A 25,141-nucleotide genomic window follows, 5' to 3' on the forward strand; every position below is an offset into this window, starting at 1 on the left:
CGCGGGCTCGGCCCAGTCGAGCACGGTGACCGGGCGGACCCGTCCCAGGTGGCGGCGACGGCCCAGGTGGCGGCGCCCGTACCGCCCCCGACGTCGACGTGCCCGCCGGGCACCCATCCCGGCACGGCGTCCGCGAACGCGCCCAGCGCCGCCGACACCGCCTCGAAGGTGGCCGGCATCCGGTACGCGGCGTACGCGACCACGTCCGCCCGGTCCCGCAGAATCGGCGCGTCGGTCGGAGTGGCCCCTCGGTAGTTTCCGATCAGCCGCTCCACGGCCTGCGCGGCCTGTCTGGGCGGCAGCCCGTCGAGGAGACCGGCGAGGGCGGTGCGGAGGGTTTCGGCGGGGGGCAGGGGGGCGTGCACCTTGTGATTCTCGCAGAGGGCGGTCCCCAGGTCTTCGGCTGGTTCCGTCGTCGCCCGATCACGGTGTTCTGCATGGACACGCCGTGTCAGCCCTCCGTAGGCTGGTGATCACCTACGAAGGGGGCGGGGTGAACGGCAATCCGCTGTACCACTGGACAGCGCTGGCGGTGTCCACGGCGCTTGTGCTGCCGGTGTCGGTGGCGATACTGGCGGGCTGGACACCGCCGTGGATGCGGAAGCGGCAGGCCGGGATACGGTTTCGCGCCTACGGCCTTCTGTGCATCTACGGCCTCATGCTCGTCAACGGCATCCCCCGGATCGCCGACGCCTCCATCGATACGGTCATGACCTGCATGTACGTCGGTTTCGGCTGCATCGCCGGCGCTGCGGTCATGTTCCTGCTCGCGGAGCGCAAGGACTCAGCCGCCCGGACAGCCGGCCCAAGCACTGGCTACCTCGAACAACGCCTCCTGACCGGCCAGTTGCGCGTCCCGCCCACCCGGCCCCGCCTCCTGCCGCACTCGCCTGTTCCGCATCCCCACGACCACCGCCGTACCGGCCGCCGCCACGCCGAGGGCCGCCGGGACCATCCAGCCGCGGTCCAGGACGTGCCCGAGGGCGTGGTCGAGGAGAGGCGGCCGGGCCGGCGATGGCGATGCCGGTCGCGGCGAGGCCCAGGGTGGCGGCGTACTCGTAACCGCCCTCCTGGGCGAAGAAGCCGTTCGGGGCGTGCACCGTGGCCGCGCCCGCCATCCCGCCGGCCGCCGCCGCGCCCGCCGCCGGGGTGGCCAGACCGAGCGCCAGCAGGGTCCCGCCGCCCCACTCCGCGAGCCCCGACGCCGTGGCGCTCAGTTTGCCGGGCCGGTATCCGACGGACTCCATGAACTGCCCGGTCCCTCGATCCCGGCCCCGCCGAACCAGCCGAACAGCTTCTGCGCGCCGTGCGCGGCCAGCACCCCGCCGGTGCCCAGCCGGAGCAGCAGCAGACCCAGATCACGTCGGTCGTAGCACGTCACGATGTCTCCCGGTGCAGAACGGTGCAGAACGGTGCAGAAGTGGACTCCACTCCACCGTCGCAGCCCGCCACCCACCCGCCCTCCCGGGCAGCCGTTGGCGCGCTACGGGCGCGATGTGAGGGTGACTGGCATGACGATTCAGACGGCCAAGCTGAGTGACCCGGCGGTCCGCGCCTTCGTCACCGCTGTCAACTCCCACGACCGGGAGGGCATGACCCTCCTCGCACCCGGCGCCACCATGGCCGACGACGGCACGGACCGTGACCTCGCGGACTGGATCGACCGGGAGATCTTCTCCTCCAACGGCCACATGGAGGTCGACAACGAGTCCAACGGCGGCCGCTCCCTCATCGCCCGCTACCGCAACGACACCTGGGGCGAGATGCGCACCCGGTGGACCTTCACCGTCGACGACGACGGCAGGATCACCCGCTTCGAGACCGGGCAGGCGTGAGCGAGACCCCGTGACGTGTGCCGTGCGCTGTGCCCCTTGTGCTGAAGTGCGCTCCAACTCCTAGCCTCACCAGGCATGGAGACCACCAGAACACTCGGGCGCAGCGGCATCGGCATCAGTGCTCTCGGCTTCGGCTGCTGGGCCATTGGCGGTGAGTGGAGCGACGCCGAGGGACAGCCGCTGGGCTGGGGCAAGGTCGACGACGAGGAGTCCGTACGGGCGATCCGGCGCGCCCTCGACCTCGGCGTCACCTTCTTCGACACCGCCGACACCTACGGCGCGGGCCACAGCGAACGCGTCCTCGGCCGCGCCCTCGGCAAGCGCCGCGCCGATGTCGTCGTCGCCACCAAGTGGGGCAACCTCTTCGACGAGGACACCCGCACCCTCACCGGCGGCGACGACTCGGCGTACGCCCGGCGCGCGCTGACCGCCTCCCTGCGCCGTCTCGACACGGACCACATCGACCTGTACCAGCTGCACCTGTCCGACGCCGACCCGGACCGGGCGGCCGAACTCCGCGATGCCTGCGAGGAGTTCGTGCGGGAGGGGCTGATCCGGGCGTACGCCTGGAGCACCGACGACCCCGCCCGCGCCGCCGTCTTCGCCGAGGGCGCGCACTGCGCCGCCGTGCAGCACCGCCTCAACGTCCTCCAGGACGCGCCCGAGATGCTCGCGCTGTGTGCGAGGTCGGGGCTCGCCAGCATCAACCGCAGCCCGCTGGCGATGGGCCTGCTGACCGGGAAGCGGGCCGCCGGGCAGCCCCTCGACGCGGGTGACATCCGCAGTACGCCGCCCGCCTGGCTGCCGGGATTCGCCCCGGGCGTGGGTGCCGACCCGGAGTGGACGCGGCGGGTCGAGGCGCTGCGGGACGTCCTGACCGGCGACGGCCGTACGCTCGCGCAGGGCGCCCTCGCCTGGATCTGGGCACGCAGCCCGCACACGGTGCCGATCCCCGGCTTCCGTACCGTCGCCCAGGCCGAGGAGAACGCGGAGCGCTCGCCAAGGGCCGCTCACCGCGGAGCAGTTGGCCGAGGTCGACGACATCCTGGGGCGGTGAGCGGCGGCCGTGCGGGCGACGTGAACGCGGCAGCCGTTCCACGACCGACCGGTTCGTACCTCGCGGTCCCGCGCGAGGTCCCCCCTCCGGTCGCCGTGGAACGGCTGCCGCCCTCCCCGGGGTGTGGCGGGCGGGGAGCTCGACACTCCGCGTGAAGCCGGGGTGCGGAGTTCCTGTGAAGGAGAGTCGAGCATAAGCTCCCGACCGGCGGCGATGGGGCGGAAGTTCGTATTCCGCTTGTGCAGGTTGACCTTTCAGCCGCGCCCGATGTACGGCATCGTCGTCGCCAGCACCGTCGCGAACTGCACGTTCGCCTCCAGCGGCAGCTCGGCCATGTGCCGCACCGTGCGGGCCACGTCGGCGACGTCCATCACCGGCTCCGGCGCCACCGAGCCGTTGGCCTGCAGGGCGCCCGTCTGCATCCGCGCGGTCATGTCGGTCGCCGCGTTGCCGATGTCGATCTGGCCGACGGCGATGTTGTACGGCCGCCCGTCCAGCGACAGCGACTTGGTCAGGCCGGTCAGCGCGTGCTTGGTGGCGGTGTAGGCGACGGAGTGCGGGCGGGGCGCGTGCGCGGAGATCGAGCCGTTGTTGATGATCCGGCCGCCCTGCGGGTCCTGCTCCTTCATCTGCCGGTACGCCGCCTGAGCGCACAGGAACGCCCCGTTGAGGTTGGTGTCCACCACGTGCCGCCAGGCGTCGTACGGCAGCTCCTCGACCGGCACCCCGCCCGGCCCGAACGTCCCCGCGTTGTTGAACAGCAGGTCCACCCGCCCGAACCGCTCGACGGCCGCCGCGAACAGTGCGCCCACGTCCCGCGGCTGTGACACGTCCGTGCGTACGGGGATCCAGGCACCCTCGGGCACCAGCGCCCCGTCTCCTCCAGGGCCTCCACGCGGCGCCCGGCAAGCGCCACCGACCAGCCCGCGCGCAGCAGTTCCACGGCGACCGCGCGGCCGATGCCGGAGCCCGCGCCGGTCACCACGGCGATCCTCGTGTCCGTTTGCCTGTCGTTCATGGGGCCGCAGCGTACGGGAGGGCCCGCCATCCGGAACTCATGAGTCCGCCATTCGGGTGTTGTGTACGCGCCAAGCGCATGTCGTCCCCGGCCACTCCAATGCCTCGTGCATCCATCAGCCAGGGGAGAACCGGATGACACTCGCAGCACGCCCCCAGCCCCAGCACGCCCCCGAACTACGCGCCGCCGCCCGGCACATCGGCCGCCGCCGCTTCCTCACCGCCACCGGCGCGGCCGCCGCCCTCGCCTTCGCGGTCAACCTGCCCACCGCGGGCGTCGCCGGCGCCGCCGAACTCGACGCCGCGCGGATCACCGACGACCCCTTCACCCTCGGCGTCGCCTCCGGCGACCCGGGGCCCACCTCGGTCCTGCTGTGGAGCCGCCTCGCCCCCGCCCCCTACCAGCCGGACAGCGGCCTGCCGGCCGAGCGCGTCACCGTGCACTGGGAACTGGCCCGCGACGAGAACTTCCGCCGCCCCGTCCGACGCGGCACCGCCACCGCGCACCCCGAGTTCCACCACACCGTGCACGTCGAGGTGGGCCACCTGGAGCCCGGCCGCGTCTACCACTACCGCTTCCGCGTCGGCCGCTGGGTCAGCCCGGCCGGCCGCACCCGCACCGCGCCCGCCCCCTTCGACCGGGCCTCGGCGCTCACCCTCGCCGCCGTCTCCTGCCAGGCGTACCACGACGGCTACTTCACGGCGTACGGCCATCTCGCCCAGGACGACGTCGACGTGGTCTTCCACCTCGGGGACTACCTCTACGAGTACGCCGTCAACTCGGTGGGCGGCCACCGCAAGTACACCGACCGGACCCTGCCCGACCTGTTCAACCGCGAGACCGTGACGCTGGAGGACTACCGGCTGCGGTACGCCCTCTACAAGTCCGACCCCGACCTGCGCGCCGCGCACGCCGCGCACCCCTTCGTCGTCACCTGGGACGACCACGAGACCGAGAACAACTACGCCGACGACATCCCCGAGAACTCCGTCCCGCCGGAGGAGTTCCTGCTGCGCCGCGCCTCCGCCTACCGCGCCTACTGGGAGAACCAGCCGCTGCGCCGCCCGCAACGGCCCGAGGGCCCGGACATGCAGCTCTACCGGCGGCTGCACTGGGGCCGGCTCGCCCAGTTCGACGTGCTCGACACCCGGCAGTACCGCTCCAACCAGGCCTACGGCGACGGCGCCGACGTGCCCGGCCCCGAGGTCGACGACCCGACGCGCACCATGACCGGCGAGACACAGGAGCGCTGGCTGCTCGACGGGTGGCGGCGGTCCGAGGCGCTGTGGAACGTCGTACCGCAGCAGGTCGTCTCGCAGCGCGAGTTCGACCTGACCGAGCCGTCGCGGGTGTCGATGGACGCCTGGGACGGCTACCGGCCCTCACGCCGCCGGGTGCTGGACGGCGCGCAGGCGGCCGGTATCGAGAACCTGATGGTGCTCACCGGTGATGTGCACGTCGGCTACGCCTTCGACATCAAGGACGACTTCGACGACCCGGCGTCACGGACGCTGGGCACCGAGATCGTCGCCACGTCGATCGCCAGCGGCCGGGACGGCTCGGACAGGCCCGCCAACTGGGACACGTACATGACCGCCAACCCGCACATGAAGTTCTACAACGGCCGGCGCGGCGTGTGACGGTCGCGCTGGACCGGCAGCAGGCCCGGGCCGACTTCAGGACGGTGCCGTACGTGACCACGCCCGGGGCGCCGGTCACGACGGCCGCGTCCTTCGTGACTCAGGTCGGGGAGCAGGGGCTCAGGCAGGTGTGAGTTCCGCCGTGGGGTCCGCCTCGGGGGCCTCGCCCGGGTAGCGGACGCCGATGCGGTCCCGGATCGCGTCGAGCGTCCGCATCACGGCGAGGGTGCCGTCGAGCGGGACCAGCGGGGACTCGGTCTCGCCGGCGCGCAGGGCGCGCATCACCTCGCGGGCCTCGTGCTTGAGGCTGTTGTGCGCGGCGCCGGCGGCCGAGTCGTGGACGAACTCCTCGGGGTCGCGGCCGTCGCGGTGCAGGACGAAACGGTCGGGGTGGAAGAAGCCGGACGGGATGTCGATCCGGCCGTGGCTGCCGGTGACGGAGGCCGCCACGGGCGTACCGCCGACGATGGAGCAGTGCACCGAGGCGAGGGCGCCGCTCTCCCAGGAGAGCAGCGCTCCCGTCTGGAGATCGACGCCCTCGTCCGAGAGCACCGCCCTCGCCACGATGTCCGACGGCTCCCCGAGCAGCAGCTGCGCGAACGACACCGGATACACCCCGAGGTCCAGCAGCGCACCCCCGCCCTGCTGCGGGTCCCGCAGCCGATGCGAGGGCGGGAAGGGCCCGGACAGCCCGAAGTCCGCCTGCACACTGCGCACCTCACCGACCGCGCCGTCGTCCACCAGCGCCTTCAACCGCCGCATCAGCGGACTGCAGTACATCCACATCGCCTCCATCAGGAAGCGCCCCCGCTCGCGCGCCAGCGCGACCAGCTCCTCGGCCTCGCGCACATTCAGCGTGAACGGCTTCTCCAGCAGCACGTTCCGCCCCGCCGTCAGACACAGACCGGCGGCCGCCCGGTGCGCCGAGTGCGGAGTGGCGACGTACACCACATCCACGTCCTCGTCCCGCGCGAGCCCGTCCCAGTCGCCGTACGCCCGGGGAATCCCGAACCTCTCCGCGAACGCCTTCGCCGAGTCCGAGGACCGCGAGGCCACCGCCACCACCTCGGCGTCCGGCAGATCCACCAGATCCGCCGTGAACGCCGCCGCGATCCCGCCCGTCGCCAGGATCCCCCACCGCACGCTGTCCGCGCCCATGCCGCCCCGCCCTCGTTCTCGTTCGATCTCGTGCGTTCTCGTTCGATGTCATCAGGCACCGTGTTCGAACTGAGAGCATAGGGACCGCACTGCTCGCAGAGGAGGGCCCATGCCCGAAGGGGCACCGATACCGGACCTGTCACAGGCGGCCGCGGCGGACACGCGGCCGCCCGTTCGTGCGCAGCGCCGCGCCGGCCTGCTCGTCACGCTCGTCCTCGGCGGACTGACCGCGACCCCGCCGCTGGCCATGGACATGTACCTTCCGGCACTGCCGGAGGTCACCCGGTCGCTGCACGCGCCCGCGGCGACCGTGCAGCTCACGCTCACCGCCTGCCTGGCCGGCATGGCGTTCGGCCAGCTGGTGGTCGGCCCGATGAGCGACCGCTGGGGCCGCCGCCGCCCGCTGCTCGCCGGGCTCGCCGTGTACGTCGTCGCCACCGCGCTGTGCGCGCTGGCGCCCACCGTCGAGACGCTGGTCGCGTTCCGGCTGGTGCAGGGCTGCGGGCGCGGCCGGGATCGTGATCGCCCGGGCGGTCGTCCGCGACCTGTACGACGGCATGGCGATGGCCCGCTTCTTCTCCACCCTGATGCTGATCTCCGGCGTCGCGCCGATCGTGGCGCCGCTGATCGGCGGGCAGATCCTGCGGGTGACGGACTGGCGTGGCGTGTTCGTCGTGCTCACCGTGCTCGGGGTGCTGCTCGCGGGGGTCGTGTGGTTCCGCCTCCCGGAGACCCTCCCCGCGAAGGAGCGGCACAGCGGCGGCGTCGGCGAGGCCCTGGGCTCGATGCGCCGCTTGCTCGCCGACCTGCCCTTCACCGGCTACATGCTCGCGGGCGGCTTCGCCTTCGCCGCGCTGTTCGCGTACATCTCGGCGTCGCCCTTCGTCGTCCAGGAGATCTACGGGGCCTCCCCGCAGACGTTCAGCCTGCTGTTCGGCCTGAACTCGATCGGCCTCGTCGCCGCCGGGCAGATCAACGGCAAGGTGCTGGTCGGGCGGGTCCGCCTGGACCGGGTGCTGGCCGTCGGCCTGGGCATCGTCGTGCTGGCCGCGACCGCGCTGCTGCTGATGTCGCTGGGCGTGTTCGGCGAGGTCGGGCTCGCGCCCGTGGCCGCCGCGCTGTTCGTGCTGATGAGCGCGATGGGCATCACCCTGCCCAACACGCAGGCGCTGGCCCTGATGCGGGTGCGGCACGCGGCCGGGTCCGCGTCCGCCCTGCTCGGTACGTCGTCCTTCCTCATCGGCGCGATCGCCTCCCCGCTCGTCGGGATCGCCGGTGAGCACACCGCCGTCCCGATGGCCGTCGTCCAACTGGCCGCGGCGCTGGTGGCGACCGCCTGCTTCGTGGGAATGTGCCGTCCCTGGAACAGCCGTGCGGAGGGAGCGGAGAGCTGAGCGCACCGAGACTGCGCACCGGCACCCCGGAGCGCGCCGGCCTCGACCCCGGCGAAATCCGCCACCTGGTCCGCGAGGTACGGCAGCTGACGACCGGGGACCGCCCGTGGGCACCGGGCGTCGTCGTGGCCGCCGGGCGGGGGCCGGTGCTCGCGGTGCACGAGGCGGCCGGGTACGCGGTGCGGTACGCGGCCTACGACGCGGAGGCGGACGCGGGCGTGGAGCTGCCGGAGTCCGCACGCGTGCCGATGACCGTCGACACCCCCTTCGACCTGGCCTCGCTCACCAAACTCTTCACCGCCGTCGCCGCCATGCAGCAGATCGAACGCGGCACGCTCGGCATCGACGGGCAGGTCGGCGCGTACCTCCCCGACTTCCGGGCCGCCGCCCGCCACGGCACCACGGTGCGCGGGCTCCTCACGCACACCTCGGGCCTGCGCCCCGAGCTGCCGCTGTACGACTGCGCGACGGACGCGGACCGCCTGGCCCTGCTCCGCGCGGAGGCCCCGACCGGCCCGCCGGGCGCCTACCGCTACTCCGACCTCAACCTGCTCCTCCTCCAGTACGTCCTCGAACGCGTCACCGGCCGCCCCCTGGACGTCCTGATCCACGACGGCATCACCCGGCCCCTGGGCATGACGTCGACCCGCTTCGGCCCGTGCCCGGACGCGGCGGCGACGGAGGACCAGCGCCGCCCGTGGGCGAAGGCGGACCGGGGGATGCTGCGGGGCGAGGTCCACGACGAGAACGCGTGGGCGCTGGGCGGTGGCCGGTCACGCGGGCCTGTTCTCGACGGCCCGGGACCTGGCGGTGTTCTGCCGCGCGCTGCTGGCGGGGGGTGCGTACGGCCCGGCGCGCATCCTGGGCCCGGACTTCGTGGACCTGATGCTGACGCCACCCGGGCTGGGCTTCGCGCTGGACCAGCGGTGGTTCATGGGGGCGCTGGCGGGGCGGGGAGCGGCGGGCCATACGGGCTTCACGGGAACGTCCCTGGTCGTGGACCGGGCGACGGACACGTTCCTGGTGCTGCTGGGGAACACGGTCCACCCCCGACGCCGGACCCCGGACAGCCGACCGCGGGCACGGGCGGGGTCGCGGGTGGCGTGGGCGGTGCGGGGGGTGTGAGCGCAGGACGTGGCGACTCCGCTGCCCCATCGCGGGTTCTCGCCGGGGCTGTCGGACACCGGAATCGACGATGGACGGCGGCTGGATGCTCCCGGCGGCCCTCGGCATGGCGGTGGCCGGTACGGCGGTGGTCGTGGGGATGCCGCGTCAGTCCACAATCCCCGCGTCATGGGCCAGCAGCCCCGCCTGGGTGCGGTTGACGCAGCCCAGTTTGTCCAGCATGCGGGAGACATGGCCCTTGATCGTGGCCTCCGACAGATGAAGGCGGGCCGCGATCCGGGCGTTGGACAGGCCCTCGCCCAGGCCCGCCAGGACCTGCGTCTCGCGTTCGGTGAGGGAGGCGACCAGTTCGCGGGCGCGGTCGCGGGCCGACAGGCTGTCCGTGGAGGCGGCGATCAGACGGCGGGCGGCGGAGGGCGAGAGGACCGTGTCTGCGCGGCCGTGCGGACCAGGCCGATCAGGTCCTCCGGCGGGGTGGACTTGACCAGGAAGCCGGTCGCGCCGGCCCGCAGGGCGCGCAGCACGTACTGGTCGGCGTCGAAGGTCGTCAGCACGACGATGTTCGGCGGGTCCGGAAGCTCGTTGATGTGCCCGATCGCGGTGAGGCCGTCCATGCCGGGCATCCGCAGGTCCATCAGCACGACGTCCGGGCCGCTGCGGCGGACCGCCTCGATGCCCGCCGCGCCGTCGTGCGCCTCGTCGACGACCTCGATGTCCGGGGCGGAGCCGAGGATGGTGCGCAGGAAGACGCACACCAGGGGCTCGTCGTCGACCACCACTACTCGGGCCACGCTCACACCGCCGATTCCGCGGTCGGGACGTACGAGGGCAGCGTCGCCTCGACGCCGAACCCGCCGTCGGGACGGGGTCCGGCACGCAACGTACCGTGCAGCAGCTCGATGCGCTGCCGCAGATGGGCGATGCCCAGACCGGAGCCGGTGCCGGTGAGGGCGCGGCTGGGTTCGCCGGTGGGCGGCGTGTTGTGGACGGTGAGCCGCACCTGCGTGTCGTGGTACTCCACCCGCACGGTCACCTCGGCGCCGGGCGCGTGCTTGCGCACGTTGGTCAACGCCCCGCAGCACCCGGTAGGCGGTGCGGCCGACCATTGGGGAGGCGAGCGCCGGGTCGCCCGACTCGATCAGCTCGGTCCGTACACCCACCGCGATCGACTCGGCGACCAGGTCGGGGAAGCCCGCCACCGACGGCGTCCGGTCGCCCTCGGGCGCGGTGCGCAGGATGCCGACCAGGTCGCGCAGTTCGTCCAGCGCCTGGCAGCCCGCGGCGCGCAGCTCCTCCGCCGCCTGCCGGGTCGACTCGTCCTGCGCGGTCACCCGCAGCGCCCCGGCCTGCAGCACCATCAGGCTCACCCGGTGGGTGACCACGTCGTGCATCTCGGCGGCGAGCCGGGCGCGTTCCTCGGCGCGGGCCCGCTCGGCCAGCAGATGGCGTTCCCGCTCGGCCCGCTCGGCGCGTTCGACCAGCGCCAGGACCATGCGCCGGCGGGCGTCGAAGTACAGCGCGAGCAGCGGCCCGAGCGCGGTGCGCAGCAGCCCGATCGTCATGACGGTGACGGACGGCTCCCAAGGCCGCATCACGACGAACGTCAGGGCGGCGAGGGCGACGTACGCCGTCCTGCGGTTCCGTCGGTAGAAGAGCGGACCGTAGGCGGCCACCACCGTCGAGTAGGGCGCCCACACGTTGCCGTCGTTGGCCGGTGTCAGCGCGCCGGCCGGGGCGATCAGCAGCGTCACCGCCAGCGTGAACACGCCGAGTACGGCGACGACGGTGAGCGGGGCGGCCCGGCGGACCGCGAGCGAGGCGCAGGCGAGCGCCTGCACCCCCAGCACGACCCAGGCGAGCGTGTCCGGGCGGTCCACCAACTGGCCCCGGCCAGCGTCGCGCCCGTGTCGAGCAGCACGAAGGCGACCGCGATCGCCACGTCCACGGCCACCCAGTGCCGTCGGTGCCAGGGTCCGTCAGCCATGCCGCTCACGGTAGGACAATCCACCGCGGCTCCCTCCCCGCGCCCGGAACAGAGCAAACGTCCTTCCCCCGGGGACCCTACGAAAGTCGCGTGCGGGCCCCGTACGACCCGCCGTTCGTCGCTCCCGGGACCGACCGCTCGCCCTACCGAGCACCAAGTCCGCCGCCGTGTAATGGCGTTATGGACGCGACAGGCAACGACGTCATCTCGATTCCCCGGCTCGGTCGGTACACGATCGACACCGGCCGTTCGTCCCTGACCTTCGGCACCAGGCACCGCTTCGGCCTGCTGCCGGTGCGCGGCACCTTCGCGGTCCGCGGCGGCACGATCGACGTCGCCGAGCCGCTCGCCGAGTCGAGCGTGCGGGCCGAGATCGATGCGACGGGCTTCCGCACCGGCAACGACCAGCGGGACACCGCCGTACGGTCGGAGCGGTTCCTCGACGCCGAGCGCCACCCCGTGATCACGTTCGTCTCCGACCACGTGGACCCGGCCGTCATCTCCGGGCAGCTCACCGTGCGCGCGGTGACGAGGCCCGTACGGCTGTCGGTCGTACGCTCCGAGGTCCTCGGCGGCTCCTTCACCGTGCGCGCCACCACCTCGGTCGATCGCACCGAGTTCGGGATCACCAGGTCCGGGCTACTGGCCCGACGCCACGTCGACCTGACGCTGGACGTCGTGCGTGCGCATCTGACGCCCGCGGTTGTGGTCGAGGACCTGAGCAAGAGCTACGGCGAGGTACACGCCGTGCGCGGGGTGAGCTTCACCGTCGAGCACGGCGAGATCTTCGCGCTGCTGGGCCGCAACGGCGCCGGGAAGAGCACCACCATGGAGATCCTCGAAGGGTTCCGCGCCCGCGACGCCGGCCGGGTGGACGTGCTCGGCATCGACCCGGGCGAGAGGTCCACCGGGCGGGCGCTGCGGGAGCGGATCGGGCTGGTGCTGCAGGACATCGCGGTGGAGCCGTACTCACGGTCCGCGAGACGATCGCCCGCAACGCCGGCTACTACCCGGACCCGCGGGACATCGACGAGGTGATCGGCCTGGTCGACCTCACCGGGCTGGAGCGGAAGAAGGTCCGCAGCCTCTCCGGCGGTCAGAAGCGGCGCCTGGACCTGGCGCTCGGCGTGATCGGCAACCCGAGCGTGCTGTTCCTGGACGAGCCGACGACCGGTTTCGACCCGAACCGCCGGGGCGCCTGGCAGTTGGTCCGGGACCTGCGGGACGCCGGGGTGACCGTTCTGCTCACCACGCACTACATGGAGGAGGCGCAGGAACTGGCCGACCGGGTCGCGGTGATCGCCGACGGGCGGATCGTCGCCGAGGGCACGCCCACGACCCTCGGTGGCCGTGACACCGCGCGAACCAGGATCCGCTTCGCGCTGCCGCCCGGCTGCACGCCCGCCGATCTGCCGGTGGTCGCCACGGCGGCCGAGGACGGCCTGGTCACCGTGGAGTCCGCGGAGCCGACCGGGACGCTGCACCAGCTGACCGACTGGGCGCTGCGCCGCACCGGCGTGCTCGCCGGGCTGACCGTCGACCGGCCCAGCCTGGAGGACGTCTACCTGCGCCTGACCGACCACAGTGACGGCGCGCCGCAGGGGAGCACGCGGTGAGCGTCGCCGTCCGGAGCAGCACGGCCCGGCAGGGGGCGCGGCGCCGTCCGATCGCCCTGTTGTGGCATCAGGTCCGCTACGAGCAGCTGACGTTCTGGCGCAATCCGCAGAGCGCGTTCTTCACGTTCGTCTTCCCGGTCGTGGTGGTCGCGATCTTCGGCGGGCTGTTCGGCGGCATCGGCGAGCGAGTTCTACTACGGCCGCTCGGCCCTGCAGTACTACGTGTCCACCATCGCCGCGCTGTCCGTCCTGGGCTCCTGCTACAGCCAGTTGGCGATCGTGCTGGCGACCCGGCGGCAGAACGGCATCCTCAAACGGGTCCGCGCCACCCCGCTGCCGGCGGGCGTGTACTTCGTCGGGCTGCTGGCCCACTGCGTCCTGGTGAGCGTGGTCGACGTCCTGCTGATCTGCGCGGTCGGCCGACTGTACGGCGTCTCGCTGCCCGTCTCCTCGCAGTGGCCGGCGATCGTGCTGGTGCTCGTGCTGGGCGCGGCCGCGTTCTGCACGCTGGGGGTCGCGGTGGCCTCGCTGATCCGCAACGCGGAGGCCGCGCCGTCCGTCGTGCAGTTCGTGCTGTTCCCGCTGGTGTTCATCTCCGGCACGTATCTGCCGATCCACTCCGGGCTGCTGAACGCCATCGCCGACGTGCTGCCGGTGAAGCCGTTCAACGACGCCCTGCTCGCGGCGTTCACCACGGCCGACGCGGGCCTGCCCTGGCGGGACTTCCTGGTGCTGCTGCTGTGGGGTGCGGCCGGGGCGGTGGTGGCGGTGCGGCGGTTCCGGTGGGACCCGCGGCCGGAGTGACCTGACACCGCGCCAGGCCAGCGGTGGCGGGCTCGGTAGGGGCGGGGCAGGCTGGAAGAGAGGCATGAGCGGCGCGACGGGCCTCCTGTACGCCGGGGGTCTGCGCGCCCGGAGGAGGCGGGTTGGACATGACGGAGACGACCGGTGCGGCGGTACGCGCCACCGAACCCGGCGCGAGCGCGCGCGGAGGCGAGCGGGCCCGGAGGCCGTGGCAGGACCACCATCGCGGACGACGTCGTGGCGAAGATCGCCGGGATGGCCGCGCGTGAGGTGCCGGGCATCCACGCCCTGGGTGGTGGCCTCGCCCGCACCATGGGCGCGATGCGCGAAAGGGTTCCCGGCCGGCGGGCCGGCGTCACCACCGGCGTCAAGGTCGAGGTCGGTGAACGGCAGAGCGCCGTCGATCTCGATGTCGTCGTGGAGTACGGGGTGGCCATCCCCGACCTCGCCGCCGACGTGCGCGAGAACGTCATCGGGGCGGTCGAGCGGATGACCGGACTGGAGGTCGTCGAGGTCAACATCGCGGTTGACGACGTCCACCTCCCCGACGAAGAGGAGGAGGGGGAGGAGACGGTGGAGGGGCGGGTCCGGTAGCCGCCCACGCTGGGTCATATACCCCATTTGGGGGTATATGACATGCGAAGGTGCAGTGCGACAGACGGTGCTGGAGAGGAGAGTGACCATGGTGCTGATGCGTACTGACCCCTTCCGCGAACTGGACCGGCTCGCCCAGCAGATGTTCGGCACGATGGCCCGGCCTGCCGCGATGCCGATCGACGCGTACGAGCACGAGGGCGCGTTCTGGATCCACTTCGACCTGCCGGGCATCGACCCCGACAGCATCGACGTGAACGTCGAGCAGAACGTGCTGACGGTGCGGGCGGAACGCACCGCCCCGAAGGATGTGGAGATGGTGGTCGCCGAGCGGCCCAGCGGCGTCTTCAGCCGCCACTCGGCGACACCCTGGACACCGACAGGATCGAGGCCGGCTACGACGCGGGTGTGCTGACGGTGAAGGTGCCGATGGTCGAGAAGGCCCAGGCCCGCAAGATCGAGGTCGCCCGCGGTGAGCAGAAGGAGATCACCGGCTGACCGCTGCGGAGGAGGGGTCCGGGCCGGGCCCTCCTTCGGCAGGCCGCGGCGAAGCGGATTGATTGAAGGACGACATAGGGCGACGTAGGGCGACGTGGGACGACGTGGGACGACATGGCGCGGCTGAGGGCGGACGGCGAGCGTCTGGTGGTCCGGCTGGCGTGGTGGGAGAAGGCGGCGTTGCGCCGCCGGAACGTACGGGTCGCGTTGTCCGCGGTGGAGCGGGTGACCGTACAGCCGGACTGGTGGCGACTGCTGCGCGGGACCCGGGGCCGGTGCCTGGTGGTGCCCGGCCGTCTCAGCCTGGGGACGTGGCGGCACGGCGAGGGTGAGGACTTCCTGGCCCTGCGCCCCGAGGACCCGGCGGTCGTCTGCGTGGACCTGCGACCCCCGGCGCCGTTCACGCGGATCGCGGTCAGTTCCCGGCATGCCGCGGAGACGGCGTCCGAGCTGGAGTCGGCACTCGGTCGGCGGGACGGGATCAGTCACTGACGTCGGTGCGGATCAGTCACCGACGTCGGCGCTGCATGACGGCGACCTGCCCCCGGCAGCCCGCCCTTGACAAGCCGCGGGCTCCCTCTCTATCCACGATGTCAGGGAGCGTTTCTCCATGCCCGCAGGTGACGGGCCGGGGAGGTGATCCGGATGGCAGAGCCCGCGCGCGACCACTACGCGGTTCTCGGCGTGGAGCCGACCGCCTCGGCCCGGCAGATCACCTCCGCCTTCCGCAGGCTCGTCCGCGCGCTGCACCCCGACACCAACCCGGACCGGACCACGGCGGACGGCCGGCTCACCGAGGTCATGGACGCCTACGGCACCCTCCACGACCCGGCCCTCAGGGCGGCGTACGACGCACATCGCACCCGCCGCACGCCGCTAGAACCGCAGAAACCGCAAGGCCGCCCCATCCCCGTGCGGGTCACGAGAACGACGGCGCCCCGGACATCCGACCTGCGGGCCAGTCCGCCGTACGCCGCGCAGCGCGTCCACCGGACCCCGGAGCCGTCCACGATCTGGGACCTGCTGTGGCAGTGGACGAATCGGTGGTGAGGAGAAAGGGCGGCGGGAGGCCGGGGCGGCCGACGCCGTCATCCGGCGTCGGCCGCCCCGGCCCCCGGGTCCTCGTCCAGCACGAAGACCTTGGTCCAGGTGGCACCGCACCGGCAGTACGTCTCCTCGGTCAGCGCCCCGTCCTCCGTGACGCCGAGACCGAGCCGCAGCCGGACATGAACGTGCTCGCTCATCGCGGGAACCATCCCCTCTCCCATCAGGTCCCGTCAGGTCGTGCGCCTCATGGAAGCGAGGGAGGGGACAGGTGAACCACCCGCATTCGCATATCGGACGACACCATCACGTACGGTCCCCGATCCGTCGCGTCCGGTCACCGCGAACGGCGGCGTGACCGATTCAGGATCCGAGCGGCTGGGTACCCGGCTCGGGGTCGCGTTCCGCCGTACGACACGGAGCCGAGGAAGCCGAGGACGGTACCGCCATGACCGAGTACGAGCGTTCCCGCACGATGCCCGCCCAGCCCGAGCAGGTCTTCGACGAGGCCGCGAATGTCGGCCGGCTGGAGACCTGGCTGCCGGAGGCGCTGCATGTGGAGTCCGTGGATCTGCCCGCCGTCACCGTGCACGAGGACCGTACGGAGGACACCGCCGCCCTGCTGCGCGCTCAGCGCGACCAGATGCGGCTCGAATGGGGCACCCGCGAGCAGGGCAGCTATGCGGGCTGGCTCCAGGTCGCCGGAATCGGCGCCGGAGCCAGTGAGGTGACGGTCCACCTCTCGTTCTTCGACGACAGCCACGACCCGGGCGAGGAGGCCGTGCGCGACGCCCTGGACACCAGCCTGCGGCGCCTTGAGGAGCAGGTGCGGCTGCGGGTCGAGCACGCGGCGGGCTGACCGGCGGCCACGAAGCGCCATGGCACGCGCCAAGTCGTACGCCGTCGCCGCCTCCGGGCAGTGGACCGACGAGGAGGAGGGGCGCCGCCGACTGCCCGCGGGCGAGGTGCACGCCTGGGAGCCGGGCCTGAACCAGACCGTCTGCGGGCTGTCCCTGAGCCGCTCCCACCTGGTCCGCTTCCGCACGTCAGCTGGCCGGACACCTTCCCGGAATCCGGCGGCGCCGCCGACGAGGTGCGGCGGCAGTGCCCACGGTGCGCCTCCGTCGCCGGACGCCGCGACAGTGCCGCACGCCCGGGGTGGCGCCGTATCAACCCTCGCCCTTGAGCCGGGGTGCCGGCGTATCAGCCCGCGCACGTGAGCCGGAAGGCCGTCCACACCGGGAGACGGACGTGGAACGCGGGTAGTCGGACCTCATGGCGAGTGACCCCGGCGTTCCGGACCGTCTGCGGCGGACCGCCGCCGACGTGTTCGGCTGGCGGGAGCTGCGGCCGGGACAGCTGACCGCGATGGAAGCGGTCATGGCGGGCCGCGACACGCTGGTGGTCATGCCGACCGGCGCGGGAAAGTCGGCGGTGTACCAGGTGGCGGGGCTGTCGCTGCCCGGACCGACCGTGGTGGTCTCCCCGCTCATCGCCCTGCAACGGGACCAGATCGCCGGCCTGCTGAGCCACCGCGCCCCCGACGCCGTCGCGGTCAACTCCGCGCAGCCGGCCGGGAAGACGGCGGCCGCCTGGGATGCGGTGCGGCACGGCGACGCCGCGTATCTGTTCCTCTCCCCCGAGCAGCTGACGAAGGGCGAGGTGGTCGAGCGCCTCGCCCGCGCCGGGCCCTCGCTGTTCGTCGTGGACGAGGCGCAGTGCGTGGTCGCCTGGGGCCACGACTTCCGTCCCGACTACCTGCGCCTGGCCCAGGCGGTCCAGCGGGTGGGCAGGCCCACGGTCCTGGCCCTGACGGCCACGGCCGCGCCCCCGGTGCGCGAGGAGATCGTACGGCGGCTGGGCATGGCGGACCCGCACTGGTCGTGGCCGGTTTCGACCGCCCGAACATCGCCTTGGAGGTACGCCGCTTCCAGGACGACGCGGACAAGCGCCGGGCGGTGGTGGAACGAGCCGCGACGGAGCCCAAGCCGGGCATCGTGTACGCCGCCACCCGCAGGGACACCGAGGAGTACGCGGCCGCGCTGGCCGGGCTGGGCCTGTCGGCGGCGGCCTACCACGCCGGACTGGCCGCGGGTGAGCGCTCCCGGGTGCACGACGCCTTCCTGTCCGGCGCGGCCGACGTGGTGGTCGCCACCTCGGCCTTCGGCATGGGCATCGACAAGGAGGACGTACGGTTCGTGCTGCACGCTTCCGTGCCCGGCTCCCTCGACGCCTACTACCAGGAGATCGGCCGTGCGGGCCGCGACGGCGCCCCCGCGGTGGCGGTCCTCCACTACCGGCCGGAGGACAGCGGCCTGCAACGTCTCTTCGCCACGCGCGCACCCGACGGGGAGACCCTCGGCGAGGTCGCGCAACAGATCCACGACCACACCGGCCCCGTCGCCCTGGACGACGTCGGTGAGCGCACGAACCTCTCCCATCGGCGTGTGACGGCCGCGGCCAACCTCCTGGAGCAGGCGGGAGCGGTGCGCACCGACGCCGCCGGGGAGGTGCGCGCCGTCCCCGGCGTGACGGCCGAGGAGGCCACCGCGCAGGCGACCGAGGCGGCGGACGTCCGCCGGAGGCTGGAGCGGTCGAGGCTGGAGATGGTGCTGGCGTACGCCGAGACGACGGGCTGCCGCCGCCGCTTCCTGCTCGGCTACTTCGGCGAGCCGTACGAGGCCCCCTGCGGCACCTGCGACGTCTGCCGCGACGACCGCTCCCCCACCTCGGCCGACGGCACGGTCGTCGAGGGAGCGGACGACACGGGCGAGCCCCCGCCGCCCCATCCGTCCGCCGCGTCCTACCCCGCGGGCACGCCGGTACGGCACAGCGAGTGGGGCGACGGCACGGTGATGAGCGAGGAGGGCGACCGGATCACTGTCCTGTTCGACGCGATGGGGTACCGGACGCTGTCCCTGGCCGCGCTCGCCGACAACAGAGTGCTGACCGTGCGCACGGGGAACGCCGACCGGTCGACTGATCCTCATCACCTGTGACCCCCGAGATCATCGATGAATCGGCCCCGTGCCCTGGGCCATCATGCGGGGGCGGGAGGCGTGGACGTGGATCAGGAGGGTGAGCGGTTCGGGGCAGCCGTCGCCGTTGCCGCCGACCGTGACGCGGGCGGTGCGGCCCGCTCGCAGCAGGGCCCGGGCTTCGTCCGCCACGAGCCGGTCCGCCGGCCTGCGGTGGCCGTCGATGATCAGCTCGCCGTCCTGCTCGTAGGCGTTGAAGAAGTGGGTGTTGGCCCAGTGGCCGGCGCGGCCGGCACACTGCCCCGAGCTGCACCCTGGACGACCGGACCGAGCTGGAGGAATGCCTGCTGCGACGGCCGCTGCCCGCACCGGTGAAGGCTTCCCGTCACCGGTCGCGCCGCTCCTGACCGGCGGGTCGCCAGCGATGGACGGCTGATCCGTCATCGTCGACCCTGAGCCTGACGCCACGCCGGCACGCCGGCAGTGTCAGCCGCTGAGTGCGCTGTGCAGGGTGGTGGCCATCAGATCGATGGCTTCTTTCCCTGCAGGCACCGGACCGGTGTGGGTGAAGTAGTGGTCGACGCCCTCGAAGACGCGGTGGGTCACTGGGACGCCGGCGACGTCCAGGGCCTTGGCGTAGGCGTCGCCCTCGTCGCGCAGGCGGTCGTTCTCCGCGGTGATGACCAGAGCGGGCGGCAGTCCGGCGAGGTCGTCGGCCAGGGCGGGCGAGACGAGGGGATGCGCGCGGTCGGCCGGGTCCGGGACGTAGGCGTCGGTGAAGATCCGCATGAGCTGAGGGCTGAGCAGCGGCTTGGCGATGAGGGACTGCTTGGTGGCGGGGTCGGCGAGCTGGTCGAGCGGTGCGGAGTCGATGATCTGGAGGCGGGGCGAGAAGGTGCCGCGGTCCCGGGCCAGGCGGCAGACCGCTGCGGTCAGGTTGGCTCCGGCGCTGTGTCCGCCCACGGCGAGTCGGGAACCGTCCCAGTCGTGGGCGGGGCCGTTCTCGGCGACCCACGCGGTGACGTCGTAGGCCTGGGTGACAGGTACGGGGAACTGCCTCTGCGGGGCGACGGCGTAGTCCACGTTGATCACAACGCAACCGGCCGTGGCGGCTATGTAGCGGCAGATGTGGTCGTCCTGCTCCGGGCGGCCGACCACGAAACCGCCACCGTGGAAGTTGACGTACACGGGGGCGAGGGATCCGGCCGTGGCCTGCGGGCGGTAGACGGTGCAGTTCACCGGGCCTGCGCCGGTATCGACCCGGAGGGATTCGGTGCGCTTGGGGATGTCGGTGAAGCGCAGGTCCTGCACGCGGGCCATCATGCCGCCGAGCAGCAGCTGGACCCCTCTGGCCTTGACGCTTGAGCTGAATGACATGACGTCGGCCGCTCCTATAATCTTCAATTAACAGGTTTCCTGATAGTGGATGACCGCGCGGTGCGTGTCAACGGAGCAGCGACTTGCCGATGATCTCCTTCATGATCTCGGTGGTGCCCGCGAACAGGGTGCCGGCGCGGGTGTGGACGAAGTCCGGTGGCCGTCGGACGGCCGGCGACCAGTTCGGCTGAAGGGCAACGGCCGCGACAAAACTGCCATCGGCGAGCCCGCCCCGACCTCTCCCCGTCGGCCCCGGAGAGCCCGGCGAGATCCTGGTCAGCGGCCCCAACGTCATGGCCGGACACTGGGGACTCCCAAAGAGACAGCCGCCGCTCATGAACGGCTGGCACCGCAGCGGGGACGTGGCCCGCCTCGACGGCGACGGCGACGGCGACGGCGTCGACCGCAAGGAGGACCTGATCATCTCCGGCGGCGAGAACGTCCACCCGGCCGAGGTCGAGGACCAGCTCCTCGACAGCCCCGACAACCTGCGCGCGGCACGCAGACGAGTCGGGCTGTACGCCGGGGGAGAATCACCACATCGCTATGACCTGCACAAACATGCAGAGATTGCGCTTCCGTGGCAACTTTGATGGCTACGTAACAAGGCGTCACCGTCCAGAGCGGCCTGGACGGGGACGTCGTCGCTCCTGAGGTCAGACGGTCCGCTCGATGCATTCGAAGATGTCCGCGTCCGTCTCCCGCTGCCAGGTCGGCAGGTCCGTCCAGTCGGCGACGTATCCGGGCTTCGGGTCCTCGAAAATCCGGTACATCTGGGCGGTCCAGCAGATCGCGACGAAGTGTCCCTTCTGCTCGCGGGTGAGCCGAGCCGCATGCCCCCCCCCGCTGACCTCGATGAAGTCGCGTACCTGTCCGCACACGGCGGCGGCCGCCTCGCGCTCCCACTCGGGCGTCTCGTCCCACGGCGTGATGTAGCCGGGCTTCGGTTCGCCGGGATAGTGCTTGTGCACACCGGCGATCCACGCCTCGCGGAAGATCCGAAATTCGGGGTCCCGCCGGTACGCCCCGAGGGCGGCGAGGTCGCTCAGAACGGCGGCGCGGCGACGCAGCGACAAGGGCTGGCCGCCGCGGTGAGCGCCTCCTCCGCAAGGTCGGGACGGCCCAGTTGAGGTAGCAGGCCCTCGTTCCTCGGCGAGACGCGAGCCGTCGAAGCGGAGCCAGCCGCCGTTGTGGGAGTGCCCGCCGTCGGCGCCGACACCCCGAACACCTCACCGCCCGCGACACCCTCGTCGGCGCCTGGGCCGCCTTCGCCGCCACCGGCGACCCGGGGTGGCCGCCGTACGCCCCGGAAGCCGCGGGCAACTCCCGGGCCATCGGCGGCTCCCCGGCCGATGCCGACCGGATGATCACCGAACCCCCGGCCGACGACGTCACCGCGCTCTGGCCCACCCGGCCGTCCTGACGCGCCCGGGAGCGAAGCGGCGGCCGGCTTTACGGCCGGCCGGCTTTACGGAAACGCCGTGAGAGCCCTGACGCGGTATGTCACGTATGGCGCGGAATGCTGTCTGCAGTCCCGAAGATCGCGCGAGCGAGAGGCATCCGAGGAGCAGGGCACCATGTCCTACGCCTTCGATGCCGCGCTGGCCCATGTTGTCCCGATGATCAACGATCTGCCGTTCACCGACATCGCCGCCGCCCGCGCGGTTCGGACTGCCGACCCCCTTCCCGACCGGACTGGAGGACTCCTACGTCGCGCTGCTCTGGACGGCCGGACACTCAGCGGAGCTGGGCATCGACCCGGCACGGCTGGCCGTCGGCGGCGACAGCGCCGTCGGCGGCGTCGCCACGGCCGTGGCCCTGCCGGCCCGGGACCGCGGCGGCCCGACGCTCTGCTTCCAGTACCTGGGGATTCCGATGCTGGACGACCGGCTGGAGACACCGTCGATGCGGGCTTCACCGACACCCAGTGTGGAACCGCCCCACCTCCGAGATCTGCTGGAGCCACTGATCCAATCCGCGGCGGGCGGACAGCCGCAGGCCGCGTTTGCTGAGCCGACGACGCAGGTGGTCGTAGTCGTCGCCCTTGTCGGCGTGGAACTCGGCCACTGTCCCGGGAGCAAACAGCGTTATCGGGTGGAAAGGTCGGGGGGGTCCGCTACCGCCGATTCCGGAGATCCCCATGGTTCCTCCAGTGCGGCCCGGAGCGCGGTGACGGTATCCGCGCCGACGCGCTCGGCGAGCGTGGCTTCGAGCCCGGCCAGGATCTGCATCGTCTCCTCGCGGCGCCGGACGCCGGCCGTCGTGAGGAGTACGCGCTTCGACCGGGCGGAGTGCGGATCGCTCTCCACGGTCACCACGTCCAGGGCGACAAGTTCATGGACCCACTGGTGCGCAGTCGGGGCGCTGACGCCCAGACGTCGAGCCAGCTCGGCGATGCTCACTCCCTCTGACGGGAGCTGACTGAGCAGGGTCACGTGTGCCGCGCTGATGGTCGCCCCGTCTCCCTCGGCCTCGAACGCGGTGGTCAGGGCGGCTCGGAACCAGTTGTGTGCGCGCCACAGCAGCCGGATGAGCGGCTCGGATTCAGGCGGGGAGGAGGCCATGGGGTTCTGCTTTCACGGTGAGGCGGTCGGTCCGGCGCGGTCTGCCGATCGTAGGCCGGTCAGACCTGGCGCCCAACACCACCGGGAGCTTCCGAGATCCGCATTCATTAGGTAGCCTACGATTAGGTTGCCTACGATTAGGTTTCTTAATTGTGAGCTCAAATCGATCCCGCCCCTCCGACCCATGCCCCTCGATTCCCGTCAAACCGATGGAAAGGCAGGACGATGACGACAGGATCGTCTGCATCCCCCCTCGCCGCGCACACCTCGCGGCGGCGTCTGCTGGCCGCCGCGGCCGGCGCCACCGCCGGCACAGCAGCCCTCGCGGCCCCGCCCGCCGCCGCCCAGGCCGCCACCTCCACCTCGGCCGGGACCGCCGCCGGCCGCCCGGGGCGCGGCATGAAGGTGATCGCGGTCGAAGAGGCGTTCTCCGTTCCGGAGCTGATCCCGTGGCCCGGCGAAGCCAGGATGCCTCCCGGCTGGGGGGAAGAGTGGGGGCGCCGGCTCGCCGACTTCACGGAGCTGCGGCTGGCGGACATGGACGAGCACGGGGTGGACATGCAGATCCTGTCGCTCACCTCACCCGGCGTGGAGGCCATCGAGGACCCCTCGGAGGCCGTGGCCACGGCCCGCCAGGTCAACGACCACCTGGCCGACGTGGTCGCCGCCCACCCGACACGGTTCGCCGGCTTCGCCACCCTGCCGTTGCAGGACCCGCAGGCCGCCGTGGCCGAACTGCGCCGGGCGGTGGAGCAACTCGGCCTCAAGGGAGTCCTGCACAACGACCACGTTCAGGGCCACTACCTCGACGAGCCGCAGTTCCGGCCGGTGTGGGCCGAGCTTGAACGGCTCGGCGTGACGCTCTACATCCATCCCGCGCTCTTCCCCGCCGATCAGTGGCGGGTGTTCCAGGGGTACCCCGTGCTGAGCGGGCCGTCCTGGGGATGGACAGCGCAGGTCGGCGCCCACGCACTGCGCCTGATCTACGGCGGAGTGTTCGACGAGTTCCTCGGGCCTCGGTGACGCTGGGGCACATGGGAGAACTGCTGCCTTTCCAGCTGGCCCGGCTCGACAGCCGCTACCACCAGGCCGACCCCAGGAGCAGGCCACGACACCTGCCCTCCCACTACCTGCGGCACAACCTCTACGCGACCACCAGCGGCGTCTTCTCCCACGCGGCCCTCCTCGGAGCCGTCCACGCCATCGGCGCCGACCGGTTGCTGTTCGCCGTCGACTACCCTACGAATCGACGGCCGAGGCAGTCGAGTTCCTCCGCACAGCGCCGTTCTCCCGCGCCGACCTCACGCGCATCGCACACCGCAACGCGGCACACCTGCTGAACCTCTGACCAAGAGCAGCAGGGGGGAATGCGGCTGGGCCGACGTCCCAGCACCGCGAGCACCGGCACCGGATGCTCGGCCCTGAGCCAGAGGCAAGGCACCGGCCACCGTCAGGACGCGGACGGCGAACCGCGAGCGCCAGGGCACGCGCATCACCGCGCCGTGCCGTCCCGGCGGACGGGGCGGGCCCATGGGATGGCGTCCCGCTTCGTGGTGTAGCCGATCAACGGGCGTACGCCCCGGGGCGTGTGTCGATAGGGATTCCGCTCTGCCCGGCAGGCGGGCCACCATGCAACTCTCCCTGGTAAACGGCCAGTTCAACCAGGAGGTGCATGATGGCCCTGTCCCAGCATGACTTACTTCGGCTGCTGGAGTCACTGCGTTCGGCGGACGGACTCGAACTCGTCCGTTTCGTGGCCGAGCGGATGCTGCAGGAGCTGATCGAGGCCGAGGCGACGTCGAGGATCGGTGCGGAGTGGAACGAGCACACCGAGACACGCACCGCGCTGCGCAAGGGCACCGCGACAAGACGCTGACTACGCAGGCCGGTGACCTGGACCTGGCCATACCCAAGCTGCGCTCGGGCAGCTTCTTCCCGAGCCTGCTGGAGCGTCGCCGCCGCATCGACCAGGCTCTGTTCGCCGTCATCATGGAGGCGTACGTGCACGGAGTGTCCACCCGTTCGGTCGACGACCTGGTCAAGGCGCTGGGTGCGGACAGCGGGATCTCCAAGAGCGAGGTCTCACGGATCTGCGCGGACCTGGACACCCAGCTGACCGCGTTCCGCGGCCGGCCCCTGGACCACACCCGCTTCCCTACCTACCTCGATGCGACCTACTGCAAGGCACGGGTCGCGCACCAGATCGTCTCGCGGGCCGTGGTGATCGCCACCGGCATCACCGAGGACGGCGGCCGCGAGGTGCTGGGAGTGATGGTCGGCGACAGCGAGACCGAGGTGTTCTGGACCCAGTTCCTGCGTCACCTGCGCGAACGCGGTCTGGGCGGTGTCCGACTCGTACTGGGCGATCACCACTCGGGCCTGGTCAAGGCGATCCGCAAGGTCATGATCGGCGCGGCCTACCAGCGCTGCCGGGTTCATTGAAGCCGTAAAGAAT

At 72.0% G+C, this 25,141-nt stretch carries 15 protein-coding genes and 18 pseudogenes; 19 read left to right on the plus strand and 14 right to left on the minus strand.

Annotated features, from left to right (window positions below):
* Both HJD23_RS00005 and HJD23_RS00010 read right to left on the minus strand, forming a co-directional pair.
* Window positions 1–365, minus strand: a pseudogene (locus tag HJD23_RS00005) (small ribosomal subunit Rsm22 family protein); the annotation flags it as partial.
* A 419-nt stretch (window positions 366–784) separates the two neighbouring features.
* Window positions 785–1,381: pseudogene (locus HJD23_RS00010) on the minus strand (DoxX family membrane protein).
* A gap of 130 nt (window positions 1,382–1,511) precedes the next feature.
* Between HJD23_RS00010 and HJD23_RS00015 the strand changes: the two are divergent.
* Both HJD23_RS00015 and HJD23_RS00020 read left to right on the plus strand, forming a co-directional pair.
* A complete protein-coding gene (locus tag HJD23_RS00015) occupies window positions 1,512–1,835 on the plus strand; it encodes a nuclear transport factor 2 family protein (RefSeq protein WP_171133949.1) in 324 nt (107 codons plus the stop codon).
* 75 nt (window positions 1,836–1,910) lie between these two features.
* A pseudogene (locus tag HJD23_RS00020) lies at window positions 1,911–2,892 on the plus strand (aldo/keto reductase).
* 254 nt (window positions 2,893–3,146) lie between these two features.
* Here the strand turns inward: HJD23_RS00020 and HJD23_RS00025 are convergent.
* Window positions 3,147–3,910 (minus strand): annotated as a pseudogene (locus HJD23_RS00025) (SDR family oxidoreductase).
* A gap of 134 nt (window positions 3,911–4,044) precedes the next feature.
* Between HJD23_RS00025 and HJD23_RS00030 the strand changes: the two are divergent.
* Window positions 4,045–5,684 (plus strand): annotated as a pseudogene (locus HJD23_RS00030) (alkaline phosphatase D family protein).
* Here HJD23_RS00030 and HJD23_RS00035 read toward each other — a convergent pair.
* The gene (locus HJD23_RS00035) at window positions 5,671–6,708 is read right to left on the minus strand and encodes a Gfo/Idh/MocA family oxidoreductase (RefSeq protein WP_171115720.1); all 1,038 of its coding nucleotides are present in this window, start codon (window positions 6,706–6,708) and stop codon (window positions 5,671–5,673) included. The pseudogene HJD23_RS00030 and the gene HJD23_RS00035 overlap by 14 nt on opposite strands.
* Before the next feature lie 109 nt (window positions 6,709–6,817).
* On the opposite strand from HJD23_RS00035, the pseudogene HJD23_RS00040 reads away from it, so the two are divergent.
* Both HJD23_RS00040 and HJD23_RS00045 read left to right on the plus strand, forming a co-directional pair.
* Window positions 6,818–8,102: pseudogene (locus HJD23_RS00040) on the plus strand (multidrug effflux MFS transporter).
* Window positions 8,060–9,227, plus strand: a pseudogene (locus HJD23_RS00045) (serine hydrolase domain-containing protein). Before HJD23_RS00040 ends, HJD23_RS00045 begins: the two co-directional pseudogenes overlap by 43 nt.
* A 147-nt stretch (window positions 9,228–9,374) precedes the next feature.
* Here the strand turns inward: HJD23_RS00045 and HJD23_RS00050 are convergent.
* The 3 genes and pseudogenes from HJD23_RS00050 to HJD23_RS44905 all read right to left on the minus strand — a co-directional run.
* Window positions 9,375–10,018 (minus strand): annotated as a pseudogene (locus HJD23_RS00050) (response regulator transcription factor).
* 2 nt (window positions 10,019–10,020) lie between these two features.
* Window positions 10,021–10,287 (minus strand): ATP-binding protein, encoded by a 267-nt coding sequence (locus HJD23_RS44900; RefSeq protein WP_346770331.1) that lies wholly within the window; start codon window positions 10,285–10,287, stop codon window positions 10,021–10,023.
* A gap of 223 nt (window positions 10,288–10,510) precedes the next feature.
* A pseudogene (locus HJD23_RS44905) lies at window positions 10,511–10,819 on the minus strand (histidine kinase); the annotation flags it as partial.
* Between the two features lie 572 nt (window positions 10,820–11,391).
* On the opposite strand from HJD23_RS44905, the pseudogene HJD23_RS00060 reads away from it, so the two are divergent.
* From HJD23_RS00060 to HJD23_RS00090, 7 genes and pseudogenes are all read left to right on the plus strand, one after another.
* Window positions 11,392–11,877: pseudogene (locus tag HJD23_RS00060) on the plus strand (YceI family protein); the annotation flags it as partial.
* Between the two features lie 24 nt (window positions 11,878–11,901).
* Window positions 11,902–12,827, plus strand: a pseudogene (locus HJD23_RS00065) (ABC transporter ATP-binding protein).
* A pseudogene (locus tag HJD23_RS00070) lies at window positions 12,824–13,631 on the plus strand (ABC transporter permease). Before HJD23_RS00065 ends, HJD23_RS00070 begins: the two co-directional pseudogenes overlap by 4 nt.
* Before the next feature lie 144 nt (window positions 13,632–13,775).
* A complete protein-coding gene (locus tag HJD23_RS00075; RefSeq protein WP_171133951.1) occupies window positions 13,776–14,225 on the plus strand; it encodes an Asp23/Gls24 family envelope stress response protein in 450 nt (149 codons plus the stop codon).
* 91 nt (window positions 14,226–14,316) lie between these two features.
* A pseudogene (locus tag HJD23_RS00080) lies at window positions 14,317–14,723 on the plus strand (Hsp20/alpha crystallin family protein).
* A gap of 114 nt (window positions 14,724–14,837) precedes the next feature.
* The gene (locus tag HJD23_RS00085; protein ID WP_171115738.1) at window positions 14,838–15,215 is read left to right on the plus strand and encodes a hypothetical protein; all 378 of its coding nucleotides are present in this window, start codon (window positions 14,838–14,840) and stop codon (window positions 15,213–15,215) included.
* Window positions 15,216–15,368: 153 nt separating this feature from the next.
* Window positions 15,369–15,773, plus strand: a complete 405-nt coding sequence (locus tag HJD23_RS00090; protein ID WP_171115740.1) for a J domain-containing protein — start codon at window positions 15,369–15,371, stop codon at window positions 15,771–15,773.
* A 38-nt stretch (window positions 15,774–15,811) separates the two neighbouring features.
* On the opposite strand, the gene HJD23_RS00095 is transcribed toward HJD23_RS00090, so the two are convergent.
* Window positions 15,812–15,967 carry a hypothetical protein gene (locus tag HJD23_RS00095; protein ID WP_171133952.1) on the minus strand — a complete coding sequence of 52 codons (156 nt, stop codon included), beginning with the start codon at window positions 15,965–15,967 and terminating at the stop codon, window positions 15,812–15,814.
* 248 nt (window positions 15,968–16,215) lie between these two features.
* Here HJD23_RS00095 and HJD23_RS00100 point away from each other — a divergent pair, with 248 nt between their 5' ends.
* The 3 genes and pseudogenes from HJD23_RS00100 (at window position 16,216) to HJD23_RS00110 (ending at window position 18,766) form a co-directional block, all read left to right on the plus strand.
* Window positions 16,216–16,626, plus strand: a complete 411-nt coding sequence (locus HJD23_RS00100) for an SRPBCC family protein (protein WP_171133953.1) — start codon at window positions 16,216–16,218, stop codon at window positions 16,624–16,626.
* A gap of 19 nt (window positions 16,627–16,645) precedes the next feature.
* Window positions 16,646–16,953: pseudogene (locus tag HJD23_RS00105) on the plus strand (hypothetical protein).
* Window positions 16,954–17,042: 89 nt separating this feature from the next.
* Window positions 17,043–18,766, plus strand: a pseudogene (locus HJD23_RS00110) (RecQ family ATP-dependent DNA helicase).
* Between the two features lie 9 nt (window positions 18,767–18,775).
* Here the strand turns inward: HJD23_RS00110 and HJD23_RS44910 are convergent.
* The 3 genes from HJD23_RS44910 to HJD23_RS00125 all read right to left on the minus strand — a co-directional run bounded on the left by HJD23_RS44910 (window position 18,776) and on the right by HJD23_RS00125 (window position 20,417).
* On the minus strand, window positions 18,776–19,114 hold the full coding sequence (locus tag HJD23_RS44910; RefSeq protein WP_180686635.1) for a hypothetical protein: 339 nt from the start codon (window positions 19,112–19,114) through the stop codon (window positions 18,776–18,778).
* Window positions 19,115–19,231: 117 nt separating this feature from the next.
* Window positions 19,232–20,122, minus strand: coding sequence for an alpha/beta hydrolase (locus HJD23_RS00120; protein WP_171133954.1), 891 nt, complete (start codon window positions 20,120–20,122; stop codon window positions 19,232–19,234).
* Window positions 20,123–20,189: 67 nt separating this feature from the next.
* Window positions 20,190–20,417, minus strand: a complete 228-nt coding sequence (locus tag HJD23_RS00125) for a hypothetical protein (protein ID WP_171133955.1) — start codon at window positions 20,415–20,417, stop codon at window positions 20,190–20,192.
* A gap of 40 nt (window positions 20,418–20,457) precedes the next feature.
* Between HJD23_RS00125 and HJD23_RS00130 the strand changes: the two genes are divergently transcribed.
* On the plus strand, window positions 20,458–20,715 hold the full coding sequence (locus HJD23_RS00130; RefSeq protein ID WP_346770293.1) for a hypothetical protein: 258 nt from the start codon (window positions 20,458–20,460) through the stop codon (window positions 20,713–20,715).
* 63 nt (window positions 20,716–20,778) lie between these two features.
* Here HJD23_RS00130 and HJD23_RS00135 read toward each other — a convergent pair whose 3' ends face one another.
* Window positions 20,779–21,171, minus strand: a complete 393-nt coding sequence (locus HJD23_RS00135) for a hypothetical protein (protein ID WP_171118931.1) — start codon at window positions 21,169–21,171, stop codon at window positions 20,779–20,781.
* 667 nt (window positions 21,172–21,838) lie between these two features.
* Between HJD23_RS00135 and HJD23_RS00140 the strand changes: the two are divergent.
* Window positions 21,839–22,006, plus strand: a pseudogene (locus HJD23_RS00140) (alpha/beta hydrolase fold domain-containing protein); the annotation flags it as partial.
* Between the two features lie 30 nt (window positions 22,007–22,036).
* On the opposite strand, the gene HJD23_RS00145 reads toward HJD23_RS00140, so the two are convergent.
* The gene (locus HJD23_RS00145; protein WP_171133956.1) at window positions 22,037–22,189 is read right to left on the minus strand and encodes a hypothetical protein; all 153 of its coding nucleotides are present in this window, start codon (window positions 22,187–22,189) and stop codon (window positions 22,037–22,039) included.
* Between the two features lie 20 nt (window positions 22,190–22,209).
* Window positions 22,210–22,686 (minus strand): MarR family winged helix-turn-helix transcriptional regulator, encoded by a 477-nt coding sequence (locus tag HJD23_RS00150; RefSeq protein ID WP_171115750.1) that lies wholly within the window; start codon window positions 22,684–22,686, stop codon window positions 22,210–22,212.
* 468 nt (window positions 22,687–23,154) lie between these two features.
* On the opposite strand from HJD23_RS00150, the pseudogene HJD23_RS00155 reads away from it, so the two are divergent.
* Both HJD23_RS00155 and HJD23_RS00160 read left to right on the plus strand, forming a co-directional pair.
* A pseudogene (locus HJD23_RS00155) lies at window positions 23,155–24,026 on the plus strand (amidohydrolase family protein).
* Window positions 24,027–24,361: 335 nt separating this feature from the next.
* Window positions 24,362–25,125, plus strand: a pseudogene (locus HJD23_RS00160) (IS256 family transposase); the annotation flags it as partial.
* Between the last annotated feature and the right edge of the window lie 16 nt (window positions 25,126–25,141).

It is taken from the genome of Streptomyces sp. Z423-1, from assembly GCF_013009255.1.
Lineage (GTDB): Bacteria > Actinomycetota > Actinomycetes > Streptomycetales > Streptomycetaceae > Streptomyces > Streptomyces gossypiisoli.